We start from the raw sequence: 15,899 nt of genomic DNA on the forward strand, positions 1-15,899 counted from the left end.
GGACCCCGCGTCGACGATGGCCTTTGCCGGCGGCAGCAACGCGTTCGCGGTGACCGGTGCGCCATTGGAGCGCAACGTCGCCCTGATCGAGGCCGGCGCAGCCTATCAACTAAGCCCGAGGACGAGCATCAGCGTGGGCTACCGCGGCGCGTTGGAACCGAGCACCGAAGACCAGGGTGCCGAGCTGAGTCTGCGGGTGAAGTTCTAGGCAGCCACGGGCGCCGCCTCACGGCGGCGCCCGTCCTCCGACTTGACCAGAACTAGCGTGCGGAGCGATGTGCCGCATCGACCACTCTTCGTTCCGCCACCGTATCTCAGCGCGTGTTCAAGCGTCAGAGGTTGACCTATCCCGGGTGCGTCTAATGCCCAAGGCACTTGAAAGAAAAATGCGAAAGGTCATTGAGCGGTCGCTGGAACGAGCGCTGGTCACCGACGCCACCCGCATGATCCGGTTGTTGGCGCGAGTCGTCGATCAGTACACCGTCGTGAGCGTCAAGCCCGGGCGTCGCTTCCGCGATGAGGCGCTGGACGCGTCCCTCGACGCGGTGCTGTCGGTGCTTGCCCTGGAGAGCAGGAGCTCCCCGGTAGCGGAGTCCGCGCATCGCAGGGAGGCGCCGGTGCCAACACCTTTGGTGGGAATACGCGACGCACGCACTAGCTCTGCGAGCGAGGCGACCCAATGCGATGGGCGGCAGCGCGTACGGGAGTGACGTTGCCACCTAGTGCGATTGCTGTCCGAGGCAGCAATCGGACGGCGGAGGAGGTCTCCCAACCCTCCCCCTCCTCCGCCTCGCACCTTCTTCTCGGACAGATGGCTGCGAGCTCCTCAGATGGCAGGTTCACGCAACAGGAGGCACCGAGATGAATCGCCAATCGAAACGCTTCTCTTCCGGCGACAGGGCCGAGTGATGAATGCGCAAGAGATCGCCAATGGCGGGGCACACGACTGGGCTGCAGACCTCGGCGAGGCGATGGCCTCGCACCGTGAGGACCTGGACGCGTACGTCCAGGCGCTGGAGCAGCTGCCAACGCCCCCCGGCGGATGGGAACCGGCGGCATGGCTGCTGGTGGCGGTGGGTGAGGTCAACTTTCTTGCGCGGGAGTACGAGTGCGCAGCCGCCGTCTTCGCCAAGGCTCTGCGATGTCACGGAACGATCGGGTACCCGTTCGTGCATCTGCGGCTGGGCCAGTGCCACTACGAACTGGGTGAGCTGGTGAAGGCAGGTGAGGAGCTCGTACAGGCCTATCGGCACGCGGGGTTTGAACTGTTTACGCGGGAGGATCCCAAGTACTTCGTGCATCTGAAAACCGCACTGGCACAGCCGCGGCTCGCGCAAGGGTAGGACAGATGAGGCCGTCGTTTCATTCAGAGAGTTGGCGTGGAGGCGCGTGCTCATGGTGAATCCGAACCAGCGCATCACGTTGACGTTGTATCCGCTGTGGATACGACTTCTTGGTCGGGCGGTGCTGTATCTCGCGCTGTTGCTCGCGCCGCTGATCGCCGTCTCCTGGCTCGGGGGCACGGCGCCGGTCTCAATCCGGCCCGCGGTGCAGATCGGGGCTAACGTGTTGCTGTTGCCCTTGCTTTATGTGGCGCAGTACTGGCTGCTGCGCTATTGCGGTGCGCGATCCCAGAACTTTATCTGGCTCGTGGTGATGACCTTCGTCCTTGTGGCTGTGGCAGAGCTGCGCAAGTGGCAGGCAGCCGGTGGATGGGAGCACGGAATCGGTCTGATCTTCAGCTGCCTTTACGCAGTGGGGTTTGCCTGGCTGGCACTGTGGGGCTGGCGCCGCAATCAACAGGAGCAATTGGAATGGGCGCTCGCGGACGAGCAGGCCCAGATTGATCGCCAAGCAGCGGCACTCGTCCGAGCGATGCAGGTCGAGGGGCACGGTGATTCATCCACCACTTCGTCGCAACATGCATCGGGGCATCGCATCAAGTCTGCCGACCGGGTTGGGGGGGCGCGCCATGATGTTTAAGCGCAATCGCGGCATGAGGTATATGCGACGTCGCCGAGCAGTCCTGCCGTTGATCGGTCGAGCCCGTCGAGTGGTGCGCGTGACGTGGAATGCAGAAGCGCGTTGTTGGCAGGCACCAGCAGACGTTCGTGGATGGGGCGTTTTGTCCTCTTGCTACACGGTCGATCTTTGGAATGATGGAAGCGAGTAGCTGAAATCGGTACGCGGCGGTGCCGTGCCCGTGGCCAATACCTGGCATACGGACCGCCCGACGCAGGTCATCCGCCTCAAGCGGTTTGTGGTCGTTACGCCTCGTGATCGGAGGGTGTCATGGTTCCTGAATTCGACGTAGTGACGTTGTCGAGACTGCAGTTCGCACTGACTGCGATGTATCACTTCATCTTCGTGCCGTTGACGCTGGGGTTGTCGGTGCTGCTGGCGATCATGGAGAGCGTATACGTGATGACGGGACGCGAGATCTGGCGGCGCATGACCATGTTCTGGGGCGTGCTGTTTGGCATCAACTTCGCGCTCGGCGTCGGTACCGGCATAGTCATGGAGTTCCAGTTCGGCATGAACTGGTCCTACTACAGCCACTACGTCGGCGACATCTTCGGTGCGCCCCTTGCGATCGAAGGCCTGATGGCGTTCTTCCTGGAAGCCACGTTCGTCGGTCTGTTCTTCTTCGGTTGGGACCGGATGGGCAAGGTCACGCACCTGATCGTGACCTGGCTGGTGGCGCTGGGCACGAACTTCTCCGCGCTGTGGATCCTGATCGCCAATGGTTGGATGCAGAACCCGGTAGGTGCGGCGTTCAATCCCGACACCATGCGCATGGAAATGACCGACTTCGTTGCGGTGGTCTTCAATCCCGTCGCCCAAGCCAAGTTCGTGCATACGGTGGCCGCCGGCTACGTCGCTGGCGCAATGTTCGTGGCCGCGATCAGTGCGTGGTACCTGCTGCGCGGCCGACACCTGGATCTGGCCAAACGCTCGATGGCCGTGGCCGCAAGTTTCGGCCTCGCCGCCGCACTGTCGGTCGTCGTGCTGGGCGATGAGAGCGGCTATCTGGGCACCGAGCACCAGAAGATGAAGCTGGCGGCGATCGAGTCGATGTGGGAAACCGAGCCGGCACCGGCCAGTTTTAATGTCGTGGCGTGGCCGAACCAGGCAGAGCGCAGGAACGAGTTCGCCATGCACGTTCCCTGGGCGCTGGGTCTGATCGGCACGCGTTCGATTACGACGCCCATGCCGGGCATCAACGATCTGGTGACCTCGGCCGAACAGCGTGTGACCAACGGAATGCTTGCGTATGCGGCGCTGGAGCAAGTACGCGCCGAGCCGGAGAACACGCAGGCACGCGAGGTGCTCGCGGACACCTGGCAGGACCTCGGATACGGGCTGCTGCTGAAGAAGTACCGAGACGACATACCGAATGCAACGAATGAGGAGATTCAGGCCGCGGCACTCGACACGGTGCCGAACGTGACGCCGCTGTTCTGGACGTTCCGCGCGATGGTTGCGCTGGGCTTCTATTTCATCGGTTTCTTCGCCGTGGCGTTCTGGCTGGTGACGACGGCACGAATCGAACACAGTCGTCGCTTCCTCAAGGTCGCGGTGGCCAGTGCGGTGCTGCCGTGGGTGGCCATCCAATGCGGCTGGTTCATTGCCGAGTACGGGCGTCAGCCGTGGGTCATTGAAGGGGTGCTGCCGACCTTCTACGCCGTGTCCGGGCTGTCGGTACTGGATCTAGTGATCAGCCTGCTGGTGTTCTTCGGGCTCTACACGGCGCTGGCCATCGTCGGCTTCCGCCTGTTGTTCCGTGCCATACGCACCGGCCCGCAAGCGGCCGACTTGCCGATCGGATCGGAGGCGCCGGGTGTCGTGCCGGCGCAGGAACCGGCGTCCGCACTCGCGGGCCATTGACGGGAGAACGCTCATGGATCTGTCATTGATTCCCCTGGATTACGGCACGCTGCGCGTGTTGTGGTGGCTGCTGCTCGGCGCCTTGCTCATCGGATTTGCGGTCTTGGACGGCTTTGATCTCGGGGTGGCCGCGCTGCTGCCGGCAGTGGCCAAGACCGACGAGGAGCGGCGTGTCGCCCTGAATCTGGTGGGCCCGGTGTGGGAGGGCAACCAGGTGTGGCTAATCACCGGGGGCGGCGCGATCTTCGCGGCTTGGCCGTTGTTGTACGCGGCCTCCTTCTCCGGCCTGTATCTGGCGATGCTGCTGCTGCTGGTCGCGCTGATCCTGCGTCCGGTTGGCTTCAAGTACCGCAGCAAGCTGACCGACGCGCGTTGGCGCAGCGCGTGGGACGGACTGTTGTGCGGTTCCGGCGTGGTCGCCAGCCTGGTCTTCGGTGTGGCGATGGGCAATTTGTTGCTCGGCCTGCCGTTCGGAGCCGAGCCGACGACGTTGCGACCCGTCTACGAGGGCCACCTGTTCCAGCTGTTCACGCCGTTCGCGCTCTTGGCCGGTGTGCTCAGCGTCACCATGTTGCTGGCGCACGGCGCGGCGTTCCTGGCCTGGCGTGCAGGCGGGGACGTGGCGGTACGCGCGCACCGGGTCGGCGCGCTGCTCGCGCTGATCACCACGGCCCTGTTCGTGATCGGCGGACTGTGGGTGGCGTACGGACTGGACGGCCACGTGGTCACCAGCGCGATCGATCCGGGCCGCGCCAGCGATCCCGCACACAAGACTGTCGAGGTAATCCGCGGTGCGTGGATGCACAACTTCGCACGCTGGCCGTGGATGTGGGCAGCCCCGATCCTGGGCGTCGTGTCCTCGGCCCTGGCCGCGGTCCTGCTCTGGCGTGGGGCGAAGATGCCGGCGTTTCTGGCGACCGCCCTGACGATCTGCGGCGTCATTCTTACCGTCGGCTTCGCGCTGTTCCCGTTCCTGATGCCGTCCTCGCTGCAACCGGCTTCGGGACTGACCGTGTGGGACGCCTCGTCGAGTCACTTCACGCTGTGGGTGATGTTGCTGGCCACGGTGGTCTTCCTGCCCATTGTGGTGGCGTACACCGGGTGGGTGTATCGCGTGATGCGCGGGCCGGTCACGCCCGAATCGATCTCGCGTTTGCCCAACGCTTACTAGACGCTGCGCACCTCCGAGGAGAACAACGCCATGTGGTACTTTTCGTGGGTTCTGGGACTGGGTCTGGCCTGCGCGTTCGCCATTCTCAACGCGATGTGGTTTGAGTTGCGCGAGCACGACCGCGATCGGACGGGATGACCGGACAGGCCGACGAGGGCACCTGGGCGCAGGCGCGATTGCCGCCGGCGCAGGTGGCGTGGATGCGGGCGCTGGCGCGCCAGGTCCGACGTCCGCTCGTCGTCGCCACCACCTTGCCGGTGGTGGGAGGCGTCCTGCTGCTGCCCCAGGCGTGGGCCTTGGCACGGGCGCTGCACATGACCGCGATCGACCGGCAATCCCTGTCGTTCGCACTGCCGTGGATCGCCATGGCCGCCGGATTGCTGGTGCTGCGCGCGGCGTTGGGCTGGACCGCCGAACACACCGCGCATCAGGCCGCCGAATCGGCCAAGAAAGGGGTGCGGGTCGCATTGTTCCGGCGCCTGCTGTCGGCCGGGGTGCTGTGGAGTCGGGGCCGATCCTCTGGTGAACTGGCCGATGCGCTGACGGCGCGTGTGGAGGCACTCGACGGGTACCTCGCGCGTTACCTGCCGGCGCTGGTGTCGGCTGCTGTCTTGCCGTTGCTGTACTGCGCGGTGCTGTTCGGCTTCGACTGGATCGCCGCGCTGGTGCTGGTGCTGACGGTGCCGGCCATTCCGTTGTTCATGGCGCTGGTGGGATGGGGAGCGGAGGCGGCCGGCCGCGCACATGCGACCGCGTTAACACGGCTGTCGGGGCTCTTCGCCGATCGGGTGCGCGGGCTGACCACGTTGAAGCTGCACGGACGCGCCCAGGCCGAGGCCGGCCGCGTGGCACGTGCCGGCGATGAGGTGCGCCAGCGCACGATGGCGGTGCTCAGAATCGCCTTTCTCTCCTCCGCGGTGCTGGAGTTCTTTGCCGCGCTCGGCGTGGCGGGCCTGGCGGTCTACTTCGGGCTGACGTTCCTCGGGCTGCTGGGCTCGCGCCCCGATGCGTTGACGTTGGAGACGGCGTTGTTCTGCCTGCTGATGGCGCCGGAAGTGTATTGGCCGTGGCGTCAGCTCGCCGCGCACTACCACGACCGCGCCAACGCGCGGGCGGCGGTGGGGGAGATCGCGCGGCTATTCGATGGGCTGCCGGAGATGGATTCTGCGCCGATCGACCCAGGGGCGGACGTAATCGGATCGCACCCGCCCGGCTTCGAGCTCGCCGCGTTGCACATGCCGGTGCCGGGTCGGGACGCCATCCGGCTGACGCCATCCACGCGCATCGCGCCGGGCGACTGGATCGCACTGCAGGGACCCAGCGGCAGCGGCAAATCCACGCTACTGGAGACGCTGGCTGGCCTGCGCCCCTACGAGGGCACCTTGTGCTTCGCCGGGATGCCGGTATCGCAGTGGCCCGGCGCAATGTTGCGGCAGCAGGTGCTGCTGGTGCCGCAGCGACCGTGGTTGTCGCCCGGCAGTCTGGCCGACAACCTGCGCCTGGCGCGTGCCGAGGCGGACGATTCGGCGTTGCAGCAGGCCATGGCCGCCGCAGGACTCGCGGAGCTGCTGACCCGGCTCCCGCACGGGCTGTCGACGCCGCTCGGACAACGCGGGCTCGGTCTTTCCGGCGGCCAGGCGCAGCGGCTGGCGTTGGCGCGCATGTTCCTGTCGAGCGCGCCGGTGCTTCTGCTGGATGAACCCACCGCCCACCTGGACGACGCCAGTCGCGATCAGGTGCTGGCGCAACTGGTGACATTTGCGCGCGGGCGAACGATCGTCGTGGCCACCCACGATCCGGTCGTGGCCGCGATTGCGCCGCGGTGCTGGACCATCGATTCCCACGGCGAGGTGCACCCATGAGGCACCTAATCGCCTGGATGTGGCCGATGCTGCTCCAACGCCGAAGGGCGTTGCTGCCGGCGGCGGTGCTCGCGTTGCTGACCGCGGCCGCCGCCGTGGGCCTGCTGGGGGTGTCCGGCTGGTTTCTGACCGCCACCGCGCTGGTGTCGGGCGCGCTGGCAACGTTCAACCTGTTCGTGCCCTCGGCCACGGTGCGCGCACTGGCCTTCGTTCGCATCCTCTCGCGCTATGGCGAGCGCCTGACGGGGCATGCGGCGACGTTGCGGCTGCTGAATGATCTGCGGATCCGGGTATTCGCGAACCTCTTACGACTCGATGCCGGGCAAGTAGCGCGTTGGCGCGACGGCGATCTGATCGCGCGCCTGACCGGTGACATCGACGCACTGGACTCGACCTTTCTGCTCGGTCTGTTGCCGCTGATGGTCGGAGCCGTGATCGGCGTGATCGTGGTGGCGGTGCTGACCGTGTACGTGCCGCTGGCCTCCGTCGCGGTGGGCCTCCTGTGGCTGGTCCTGCTGCTGGGGGTGCCGGCATGGTCTGCGCGGCGCGTGCGACGCAGCGGCGTGGAGCGCCAATGGCATGCCGCGATGGTGCGGCAGCAGGTACTGCAGGCGGTGGACGGGCATGCGGATCTGCTGGCGCTCGGCGCGGAAGCACGCGCCGAAGCCGAGTTGGCGGACAGCAGCGATCGCCTGCGCGCGGCGGCGTTGTCGGAGTCCCAAACGCTCGCGTGGGGGCAGGTGTGGGTGGTGCTCGGGGTAGGGGGCGCGATGTTGATCGTGGCCGCAACGGGGGCGGTCGTGATGCACGAAGGACAGCTGGGGGGCGCACTGCTGGTCGGCTGCACCCTCGCGGTTGCGGGCGTGTTCGAGGTGATGGCACCTGTGCTGCGCGGCGCGTCCCGGCTGGGTGCGGCGACCGCGGCGGCGCAGCGGGTGCGCGAGATCGAAGACACCCAGCCGCAGATCGTCGACCCACCGCGCCCTTGGCTGCTCGACGAGCAGGGCATGCTGGAGTTTGACGACGTGCGTTTTCGTTACGATCCGGCGCTGCCGGTGCTGGAAAGCGTCAACCTGCGCATCGCACCGGGCGAACGGATGGTCGTGAGCGGTGTCAGCGGTACTGGCAAATCGACGCTGCTGGCGCTGCTGTTGCGCCTGCGCGACCCCCAGGCCGGCGAGATCCGCTGGGGCGGCGTGGACCTGCGCGAGGCGTCACTCGCACAGTGGCATCGCCGCGTCGCGCTCCTGCCACAGGACTCGCCGGTCTTCCGCGGAACCGTGCGCGACAACCTGCAGATCGGCCGTCCGAATGCGGACGATGCAGCCCTGTGGAATGCCCTGCGGCAGGCCGGGCTGGAGGCGGACGTGCGAGCGCTGCCGGCCGCGTTGGACCAGTGGCTCGGGGAGGGTGGGCGCACGTTGTCGGCCGGTCAGGCGCGACGTCTGTGCCTGGCGCGCGTGCTGTTGAGTGATGCGTCGCTTATCGCGCTGGACGAGCCGACCGAGGGGCTGGATCCCTCGGCCGAGCAGGCATTCTTCCGCAGCCTCCCCACCGTTTTTGCCGGGCGCAGTCTGCTGCTGATCACGCACGCCGTGGTCCCCGATGACGTCGTCGACGCGACTTGGGAGTTGGTTGGCGGACATCTGCTCCCATGCGGTCGCGCAGTCCATCGGTCCGGTACGACTGCACGCACGTAACCCACAACTGCGGCTACTGCCGCAAAGCGGCATGCCTTGCGAGTCGATTGTGAGGAGAGATGAAAGGTCAACAAACAAACGCCCCCGCACCGCGCAAAGGTGCAACCCGCGCTGCCGACATCCCTCAGAGCGTGATGGAGGCCTTGGCACGCGGCGAGATCGAAAGCGCCACGCTCGCTGAAGCGTTGGCCGTGGACCAGGCCCGGTTGGTGCGTACCGTCTTTCCGGAGCTCTCGGCCGCCGCCACGGCCAAGGTTGATACGTTGACCCGACAAGGCATTCTCAAACGCATGACGGGAATGGGCGCGTTGCTGCTCCGTGAACTTGGACCAGCGTGTGTCGATCGGTGCCGGGCGCATCGGTCCGACACCGTGCGTGGCTGGGCATGCTTCGCCATTGGTGCTTTGGAGGGCCTAAATCTGCCGGCCCGATTGGAAGCCGTGCAGCCACTGGTGGACGACGCACACTTTGGCGTGCGGGAGTGGGCCTGGATGGGGATTCGCGCGCATCTAGTCGACGACCTGGATGCGGCGATCGAACATCTCCTGCCGTGGACCGACTCACCGTCCGAGCGCGTGCGTCGCTTTGCGTCAGAGGCGTTGCGTCCACGCGGCGTCTGGTGCGCCCATATCGCCGCCCTCAAGCAACAGCCACAGCGGGCGATGCCGATCCTGTCCGCCCTTCGCGACGACCCGTCCATTTACGTGCAGGACTCCGTCGCGAACTGGTTGAACGACGCGTCGAAGGATCAGCCCGAATGGGCGCGCAGCGTGTGCCGGCAATGGCTGGCCGAGGCGCCCTCCGTGGCCACGCGGCGTATCTGCCATCGCGGCTTGCGAAGTATTGCAGGGAACGTGAGCGCGACACATCCGGAAGCGTTCTGACGAGTAGATCGATGCATTCGGTCCCGCGCAAACGGAGAGCGAAGTCACGGTGTCAACGGTGATCGCGTACATGCGTTCGATCACAGGATCGGTTGGAGGTCCCATGCAAAACATCAAGCGCGCGTTCGTCGGAACGCTGTTGTTCCTGATCCTGCTATGGCTGGTGGCCGAACCCACCGTCTTTCAGTCGACGACGTTCTTCGGCGTGCGACGTTACGTGATGCAGTTGACGGGCGTGCTCGCCATCGGCTGCATGAGTCTGGGGATGGTGCTCGCGTTGCGCCCGCGGCGACCTGAGCCCTGGTTCGGCGGCCTGGACAAGATGTATCGCCTGCATAAATGGCTCGGCATCGCCGCGCTCGTCATTGGCACCGTTCACTGGCTGTGGGCGAAAGGCCCCAAGTGGGCCGTGGGTTGGGGCTGGCTCGAACGGCCCGCACGCAGCGCACGCGCGCCTTTGGACAATCCGGTCGCCGTCTGGCTGTCGAGCCAACGCGGACTGGCCGAAAGTCTCGGTGAGTGGGCGTTCTACGGCGCCGTGATCCTGATCGCGTTGGCCCTGATCAAGAAGTTTCCGTATCGTCTGTTCTTCAAGACCCACCGCCTCATTGCGATCGCGTATCTGGTGCTGGTGTTCCACACACTGGTGCTGCTGAAGTTCAGCTACTGGAGCGCGCCGATCGGATGGGTGACGGCGGTGCTGTTGGCGGCCGGCAGCTGGGCCGCCCTGGTGGCGCTGTGTCGGGGGATCGGCGACGACCGCAAGGTTCCGGGCACGATCACCGCGCTGCGGGTATTCGATGGCGTGAATGCGCTGGAAATCGAAACCCAGGTGCAGGGGTGGTCCGGGCACCGGCCGGGACAGTTTGCGTTCGCCACCTCCAACACGTCCGAAGGGGCGCACCCCTACACCATCGCGTCGGCCTGGCACCCGGAGTCCTCCCGGATCACCTTTGTGGTGAAGGAGCTGGGCGATCACACGCGTACGTTGAAAGAGCAGTTGCGCGTTGGCCAGACCGTGCAGATCGAGGGACCCTATGGATGCTTCACGTTTGACGACGGCGACCGGCCGCAGATCTGGATCGGAGGTGGCATCGGGATCACACCGTTCATTGCGCGCATGAAGCACCTGGCGCACGTGCAGCGGGATGCCGCAACGCCAGCCGGTGCCCCGATCGACCTGTTCCACTGCACGACGCAGGTGGACACCGACGCACTCGACAAGCTGGATGCGGATGCGAAGGCCGCGAACGTGACGCTGCACGTGCTCGTGGATGCGCGCGACGGCCTGCTGACGGGCGAACGCATCCGCAGCACCGTGCCGGGCTGGAGCGAAGCCAGCATCTGGTTCTGCGGCCCCGCCGGTTTTGGCGAGGCATTAAGGCGCGACCTGGCCGCCCACGGATTTCCCGTGGATCGACACTTCCATCAGGAGCTTTTCGCGATGCGTTGATGACCGTCGCAAGATGCCCGACGTGCCGTGGTGTGCGAATCGCGAACATGGCATTCGCAACATCGACCTGACTTTTCAGGAGCGCGGAAACTACTATCGGATGACGCTGGCCTCGTCAGTACACCCACGGCGAATGCTTATGGCGGCAGGTGCCATCAGAAAACTCGTGCCATTCCGCTTGGCCATGCTGAGCAATCGGATGATCGACGCGATTGCGCGCGTCTACGCCCGGCGATTCCATCTGAGTGTGGTCGAATGGCGCGTCATGTCCGTGCTCGGCTGCGAGCCGGGCCTGTCGGCGAGCGATGTCGTCCACCGCACCGGACTCGACAAGGTGGCGGTGAGTCGTGCGGTGGCGCGCCTCCTGGCGGCAGGGCGGCTCCATCGCGAAGCCGACGATCACGATCGCCGCCGGTCTGTCCTGCGCCTGTCCGAGGCCGGCCACCAGATCCACGAGGAAGCGGCACGGGTGGCCCTGGCCTTCGAGCGCCGTCTGCTGGCGGGTCTCGACCGCCCCGACCGCACGGTCCTGCTGCGGCTCCTGGGCATGTATGAAGATTTCGATGATCGAGTCTTTGGCGTGGCCGCGCCCGGGTTGGTGTCCCGCGACGTCATCGAGGGCGCCCGGGTGTCGATGGGCCGGCCAGGCAGGTCGAATCGGACCGCGTCCTGACCGTCTTCGTATGCTCGCGTCGCGATCCCCCGCGCGCCGGTCGCCACAGCTTGGGATGGCCGCGAAAGAGTGGCCACATGCTCAAATCGGCTCGTGCTCGGGTGGCGCTGGCGACACATTGGCCGGCTCTGTCCTGAGCCGGTGGCGACGATGCCTGGCGACCACGGCGCACCGGCCGTGCCGGTGAAGAAGACGGCTTGGACGCCGACGAGTCTCCCCCGTCCTTGCGTATCGCAAGCGCCAGGCGCTGCATGCGCCGGAGTCTACCGCAGGCCGACGGTCCGAACGTTCACCGGCCGAAGTACTTGTCGAAGTAGTTCGTGGCCTCGTCGGTGATTTCAAATCCCCTGAAGTTGCGCAACGTGCGCGACACGACCAGGCCGCCAGTGGAAGCGCCATCATGCATGCCGCGTACCAGTCAGTGCTGTCCTCTGGCACGCGACCCACGTGGCGAAGGTAGACCAGCGAAGAAAACAGCAAGAAGATGACAATGAAGCAGAACCGAACGATGTGCCCCGCCTGGCGTCCCCAGAGAAACGAGTGCAGCGTCATCCCGCTCAACAGGGGCACGGTGAGCGTCAGCGTGACGCGGTGTGCCGGATCGCCATGGCCTGGAAAGCAGAGGAACTGGAGCGCGATCACGGTGGCCAGCGTCCAGAGAAAGACGCCTGTGAATTTGTAGGCCGCCTTGGCGTTCATCGCTGTGGGTACGTGCCGTCGGGCTTGCGTCCGCGGCGCAGCGATCGCGCCACCACCTGCTTGCAGACACGATCAGAGGTCATGCGGCGGCGTGTTGGCCGCGTGCGGGGCCATGGAGGCTTGCTGCAGTTCCAGCAATGTCGCCATGTCCGCCTTGCCGGTGGGCGCCCGGCCCCGGTCCCGCTGAAAGATCTGCAGCGCCACGGCGGTGCGCACGCCGAAGTATCCGTCCACCGGAAAGGGGCCATCGGACGTGCTGCCATAGCCGCGCGCGATCAGCAGGATCTGGAGCAGGCGAACGTCGGGACCCCGGTCGCCGAGTCTGAGGCAATCCTGCGCTCGCGGCGGTCCCAACTGCGCCCAGTCCTCCGCCCGCTTCAGCGCCGTCCGGACGTCGTGATCGACCACGCCGTCGGTGCGCCGGCAGTGCAGGTACTGGAAGGCGCGTAAGGCCGCGTGCGTGCTGACGCCAAAGTCGCCATCGACCACCAGCATTCGGCCGTAGAGGTCCCGGTAGCCCAGGAAGTTCAGCGTCTGCTGAAGCTCGCGAACCTTGGCACCGTGATCGCCCTGACGCAAGCAGCCGGCTTTGCGCAGCGGCCGCGGCTCGCGCGACGCGTGCTCGACCCGTTCTGGCGTGCTGGACGGCGTGGCGTCCTTTGGATAGCGAGGATTCATGAACCGCCACTCGACGCCGCACCTCGACAATGGGTTGAGGTTTGCGGCGCACCAGATAAACGAACGGTCATTGTCGAACAGGATGCGCGAACGAACTTGCGCCGAATCAAATTCGGCAGGGAGAGCGTTCGTAAAGTCAAAACCGTGCCCAACGGTTGCGCGAAGTCCGAGTCAGCCGCAGTGCGGGTGTTCGAGCAATTTCTTTGCGGTAGGCAACCGGTGCTGGTGCGCTTCGTTCACATCGGTGAATCGCCATGGACCGTTTCTTATGTGTTGAGACCTTTGTGCGTGTGGCGCAGGCGCAGAGTTTCGGCCAGGCCGCGCACCAGCTGGGCATTACCAACTCGGTGGTGTCGCAGCGCATCAAGCAGCTGGAGCAGTTCGTCGGCGCCCCATTGTTTCATCGAAGCTCGCGCCACGTCAGGCTATCCGACCTCGGTGAGGCCTTCTATAAGGAGTGCGCGGAGACCGTCGCCGGTTTCAATGCGCTTACCGACCAGATGCGTCAGGCCAGTGCCGCGCCGGCCGGCAAGCTGCGTATCCAGATGCTGCCCGGCTTCGCCCTCGATCACTTCGGTGCATTGCTGGCGCAGTTTCACCACAGTCATCCCGCGATTCAGTTGGACATCGTGGTGACCGATCGCGTGTTGGATCCGATTGAGGAGGGCTTCGACGTCGCGTTCCAGATATTCCCGCCGTTGGCCGACACGCTGATCGAGAAACCGCTCTTCAAGGTGCGGCGCCTGTTCTGTGCCTCGCCCGGTTACCTGGCGAGGCATGCGGCGCCCACGACACCGTACGAGTTGGCGCAACACACGCAGGCGCTTTACGCCGGCTACCCCTCGCGCAATCGGTGGGTGTTCACCGGCGAAGGCGAGGCCATCGAGCTGTCCATTGCCGGTCACGTGCGGTCCACCTCGGTGCACCTGCTGCGCGACTTTGCGCTGAGCGACGGCGGCATCGTATGCCTGCCCACGCTGGTTGCGTCCAAGCATTTGCTGTCGGGCGAGCTGGTGCCGGTGTTGACGCGTTACCAGTTGTCCTCGTTCGCGTTGTCGGCCGTGTATCCGGTCACGCAGCGTCAGTCATTGAAGGTGCGCGCCTTGATCGATTTCCTGAGCGTTCACTTCGCCGCGGCGGAAGTTCCGTGGGACGTGCCGCTGATCGAGCTGGGCTGGATCCGCGCGTAGTCGGGGCGATCATCGTTCGCGATTGACGAACAGTGGTTTTGTCGAGCGGTCGTTGTTGCTGCACCGCGATGGAACCTAGGCTGCAAGTGTCGCTTCCACGCACGCTCCAGGAGATGTCGATGGGTTCCGTTCCAGTCAAGACCGTCTTCGGTTCGATCGATCAATACGAGAAGGGCCGCATCGAAATCGTCAGTGGCGAAGCGCGCCACTACGTGTTCTCGAATGTCTTCGAAGTCGCCGCGTCCTCCGCGCCCTACGAGAAGGTGGTCGTCGGCAAGAACATGGAGTACGTGATCGAGGCCCTACGGGCCGACGGACGTTCGGCCTGGTTCACGTGTGCGCACGACGAATTCGTCATCTCCATGGACGGTGAGGTGCGCGTGGATTTCCTCAAGCTCGACCAGCCGGCCACGGGGGAGGGCACTGTGCTGGCCGGCCCGGAGCCCGCCGGCCGTCCCATGGGCCACATCCTGCTGGGCAAGGGGCACCAGTGCCTGCTGCCAACCGGCGCGGCGTACCGCTTCACCGCGGATCGTCCCTGCGCACTGGTGTTGCAGACCGTGCTGGGTCCGTTGTCCGTCCAGAAGTGGAAGGACATCTGCCTGCAGTAACCCGCCCGACCGACAGGAGCCCACCCATGGCCATGACCGCAGAAAAGACGATGGCGTCCTTCGCCGCCAACGACGTCATCACCAGTCCGGCCCACGGCCGGACTGGCTACAAGACCTTTACCCTCGGCAGCTTCCAGTTCTCGCGCGATGAGTACTTCGCCTGGATTCAGTGGCCGGCCAAGGGCGAGACGCGCACCCACGCCATGTCCATCGACGCATTCCTGCGCGCCCTGATGCGCGATGTGGCCTGGGGCTTCTTCTACGGCTGGGTCAACTTCGACCACGTGCTGGGCACGCGCAATCACTACGGCACTGTCGACCTGTACGCCGGCACCTTCAACGGGACGCTGCGCGACGCCGGCGTCAACTACACCGAGAACTTCGAAACACCGCTGATCATGGCCACCTTCAAGGCCATCCTGCACGATTGGACCAACCAAGCCTTCGACCCATTCGCCGCGCCGGAAGAAACGGGCAGCGCCTTTGGGTGCAAGAATGGCGACAACGTCGAGGCGATCGAGCGCACCCGCATCAGCACCATCCGCATGCCGGGCATCCCGGGCGACTCGCCGCTGCGCGATGACCTGCCCATCAACCGCGCCTTTGCCGACGTGGTGCAGGACGAGCCGCGCGTGGTCCCGGAGCCGGGCTTCGAGAACGAGCTGCACGCCTTCAACCTGTTCAAGTACCTCTCGCGGTCGGACGTCACCTGGAATCCGTCCGTCACCTCGGTGTGCAAGCAGAGCCTGTTCTGCCCCACCACCGAGGAGTACATCCTGCCGATCTTCCACGGCAACGACCGCGTCGAATGGTTCCTGCAGATCTCCGACGAGATCGCGTGGGACATCGCCGACAAGGACAGCGGCGAGCCGCGGGCGCGCGTGATCATGAAGGCCGGCGACATTGCCGCGATGCCTGCCGATATTCGGCACCAGGGCTATTCCACCAAGCGGTCGATGCTGCTGGTGTGGGAGAACGGCAACGGCGACCTGGTGCGCATGCACGAGAGCGGCGAGATCCCGCCGTGGCCCGTCGTGTTCTGACGATGCGCGAGTCCGGCTGACGGCCGGAGACCGTCTCCACCATCCAT

16 protein-coding genes are annotated in these 15,899 nt (G+C 65.5%); 15 read left to right on the forward strand and 1 reads right to left on the reverse strand.

Annotation, left to right across the window (positions count from 1 at the left end; all coding sequences use genetic code 11):
* The 12 genes from VFE83_RS08925 to VFE83_RS08980 form a co-directional block, all read left to right on the forward strand.
* A partial coding sequence (locus tag VFE83_RS08925; RefSeq protein WP_324905221.1) for an autotransporter domain-containing protein occupies positions 1-208 on the forward strand: 208 nt, incomplete at its 5' end.
* A gap of 154 nt (positions 209-362) precedes the next feature.
* On the forward strand, positions 363-710 hold the full coding sequence (locus VFE83_RS08930; RefSeq protein ID WP_324905223.1) for a hypothetical protein: 348 nt from the start codon (positions 363-365) through the stop codon (positions 708-710).
* Between the two features lie 198 nt (positions 711-908).
* Complete coding sequence (locus tag VFE83_RS08935) at positions 909-1,343, forward strand: hypothetical protein (RefSeq protein ID WP_324905225.1); 435 nt, start codon at positions 909-911, stop codon at positions 1,341-1,343.
* A gap of 52 nt (positions 1,344-1,395) precedes the next feature.
* Complete coding sequence (locus VFE83_RS08940) at positions 1,396-1,983, forward strand: hypothetical protein (RefSeq protein ID WP_324905227.1); 588 nt, start codon at positions 1,396-1,398, stop codon at positions 1,981-1,983.
* Between the two features lie 309 nt (positions 1,984-2,292).
* Positions 2,293-3,888 (forward strand): cytochrome ubiquinol oxidase subunit I, encoded by a 1,596-nt coding sequence (locus tag VFE83_RS08945; RefSeq protein ID WP_324905229.1) that lies wholly within the window; start codon positions 2,293-2,295, stop codon positions 3,886-3,888.
* 19 nt (positions 3,889-3,907) lie between these two features.
* Entirely contained in the window at positions 3,908-5,059 is a 1,152-nt protein-coding gene (gene cydB, locus VFE83_RS08950; RefSeq protein ID WP_324905294.1) for a cytochrome d ubiquinol oxidase subunit II, read from the forward strand.
* A gap of 30 nt (positions 5,060-5,089) precedes the next feature.
* Positions 5,090-5,197: a cytochrome bd-I oxidase subunit CydX gene (gene cydX / locus VFE83_RS08955; protein ID WP_324905231.1), complete on the forward strand. Its 108-nt coding sequence runs from the start codon at positions 5,090-5,092 to the stop codon at positions 5,195-5,197.
* Positions 5,194-6,921 (forward strand): thiol reductant ABC exporter subunit CydD, encoded by a 1,728-nt coding sequence (gene cydD, locus VFE83_RS08960; protein WP_324905234.1) that lies wholly within the window; start codon positions 5,194-5,196, stop codon positions 6,919-6,921. Before cydX ends, cydD begins: the two co-directional genes overlap by 4 nt.
* 17 nt (positions 6,922-6,938) lie before the next feature.
* Positions 6,939-8,621: a thiol reductant ABC exporter subunit CydC gene (gene cydC / locus VFE83_RS08965; RefSeq protein WP_324905236.1), complete on the forward strand. Its 1,683-nt coding sequence runs from the start codon at positions 6,939-6,941 to the stop codon at positions 8,619-8,621.
* A 59-nt stretch (positions 8,622-8,680) separates the two neighbouring features.
* Positions 8,681-9,505 (forward strand): HEAT repeat domain-containing protein, encoded by an 825-nt coding sequence (locus VFE83_RS08970; protein WP_324905239.1) that lies wholly within the window; start codon positions 8,681-8,683, stop codon positions 9,503-9,505.
* 103 nt (positions 9,506-9,608) lie between these two features.
* The gene (locus VFE83_RS08975) at positions 9,609-10,958 is read left to right on the forward strand and encodes a ferredoxin reductase family protein (RefSeq protein ID WP_324905241.1); all 1,350 of its coding nucleotides are present in this window, start codon (positions 9,609-9,611) and stop codon (positions 10,956-10,958) included.
* A gap of 13 nt (positions 10,959-10,971) precedes the next feature.
* On the forward strand, positions 10,972-11,631 hold the full coding sequence (locus VFE83_RS08980) for a MarR family transcriptional regulator (RefSeq protein ID WP_324905243.1): 660 nt from the start codon (positions 10,972-10,974) through the stop codon (positions 11,629-11,631).
* A gap of 771 nt (positions 11,632-12,402) precedes the next feature.
* Here the strand turns inward: VFE83_RS08980 and VFE83_RS08985 are convergent.
* Complete coding sequence (locus VFE83_RS08985; RefSeq protein WP_324905245.1) at positions 12,403-13,008, reverse strand: peptidoglycan-binding protein; 606 nt, start codon at positions 13,006-13,008, stop codon at positions 12,403-12,405.
* Positions 13,009-13,262: 254 nt separating this feature from the next.
* Here VFE83_RS08985 and VFE83_RS08990 point away from each other — a divergent pair, with 254 nt between their 5' ends.
* From VFE83_RS08990 to VFE83_RS09000, 3 genes are all read left to right on the forward strand, one after another.
* A complete protein-coding gene (locus VFE83_RS08990) occupies positions 13,263-14,198 on the forward strand; it encodes a LysR family transcriptional regulator (protein ID WP_324905247.1) in 936 nt (311 codons plus the stop codon).
* A 119-nt stretch (positions 14,199-14,317) separates the two neighbouring features.
* Positions 14,318-14,809, forward strand: coding sequence for a hypothetical protein (locus tag VFE83_RS08995; RefSeq protein ID WP_324905249.1), 492 nt, complete (start codon positions 14,318-14,320; stop codon positions 14,807-14,809).
* 26 nt (positions 14,810-14,835) lie between these two features.
* Positions 14,836-15,852, forward strand: a complete 1,017-nt coding sequence (locus VFE83_RS09000) for a hypothetical protein (protein ID WP_324905251.1) — start codon at positions 14,836-14,838, stop codon at positions 15,850-15,852.
* Positions 15,853-15,899: the final 47 nt, after the last annotated feature.

This window comes from Lysobacter sp., from assembly GCF_035655815.1.
Lineage (GTDB): Bacteria > Pseudomonadota > Gammaproteobacteria > Xanthomonadales > Xanthomonadaceae > Lysobacter_J.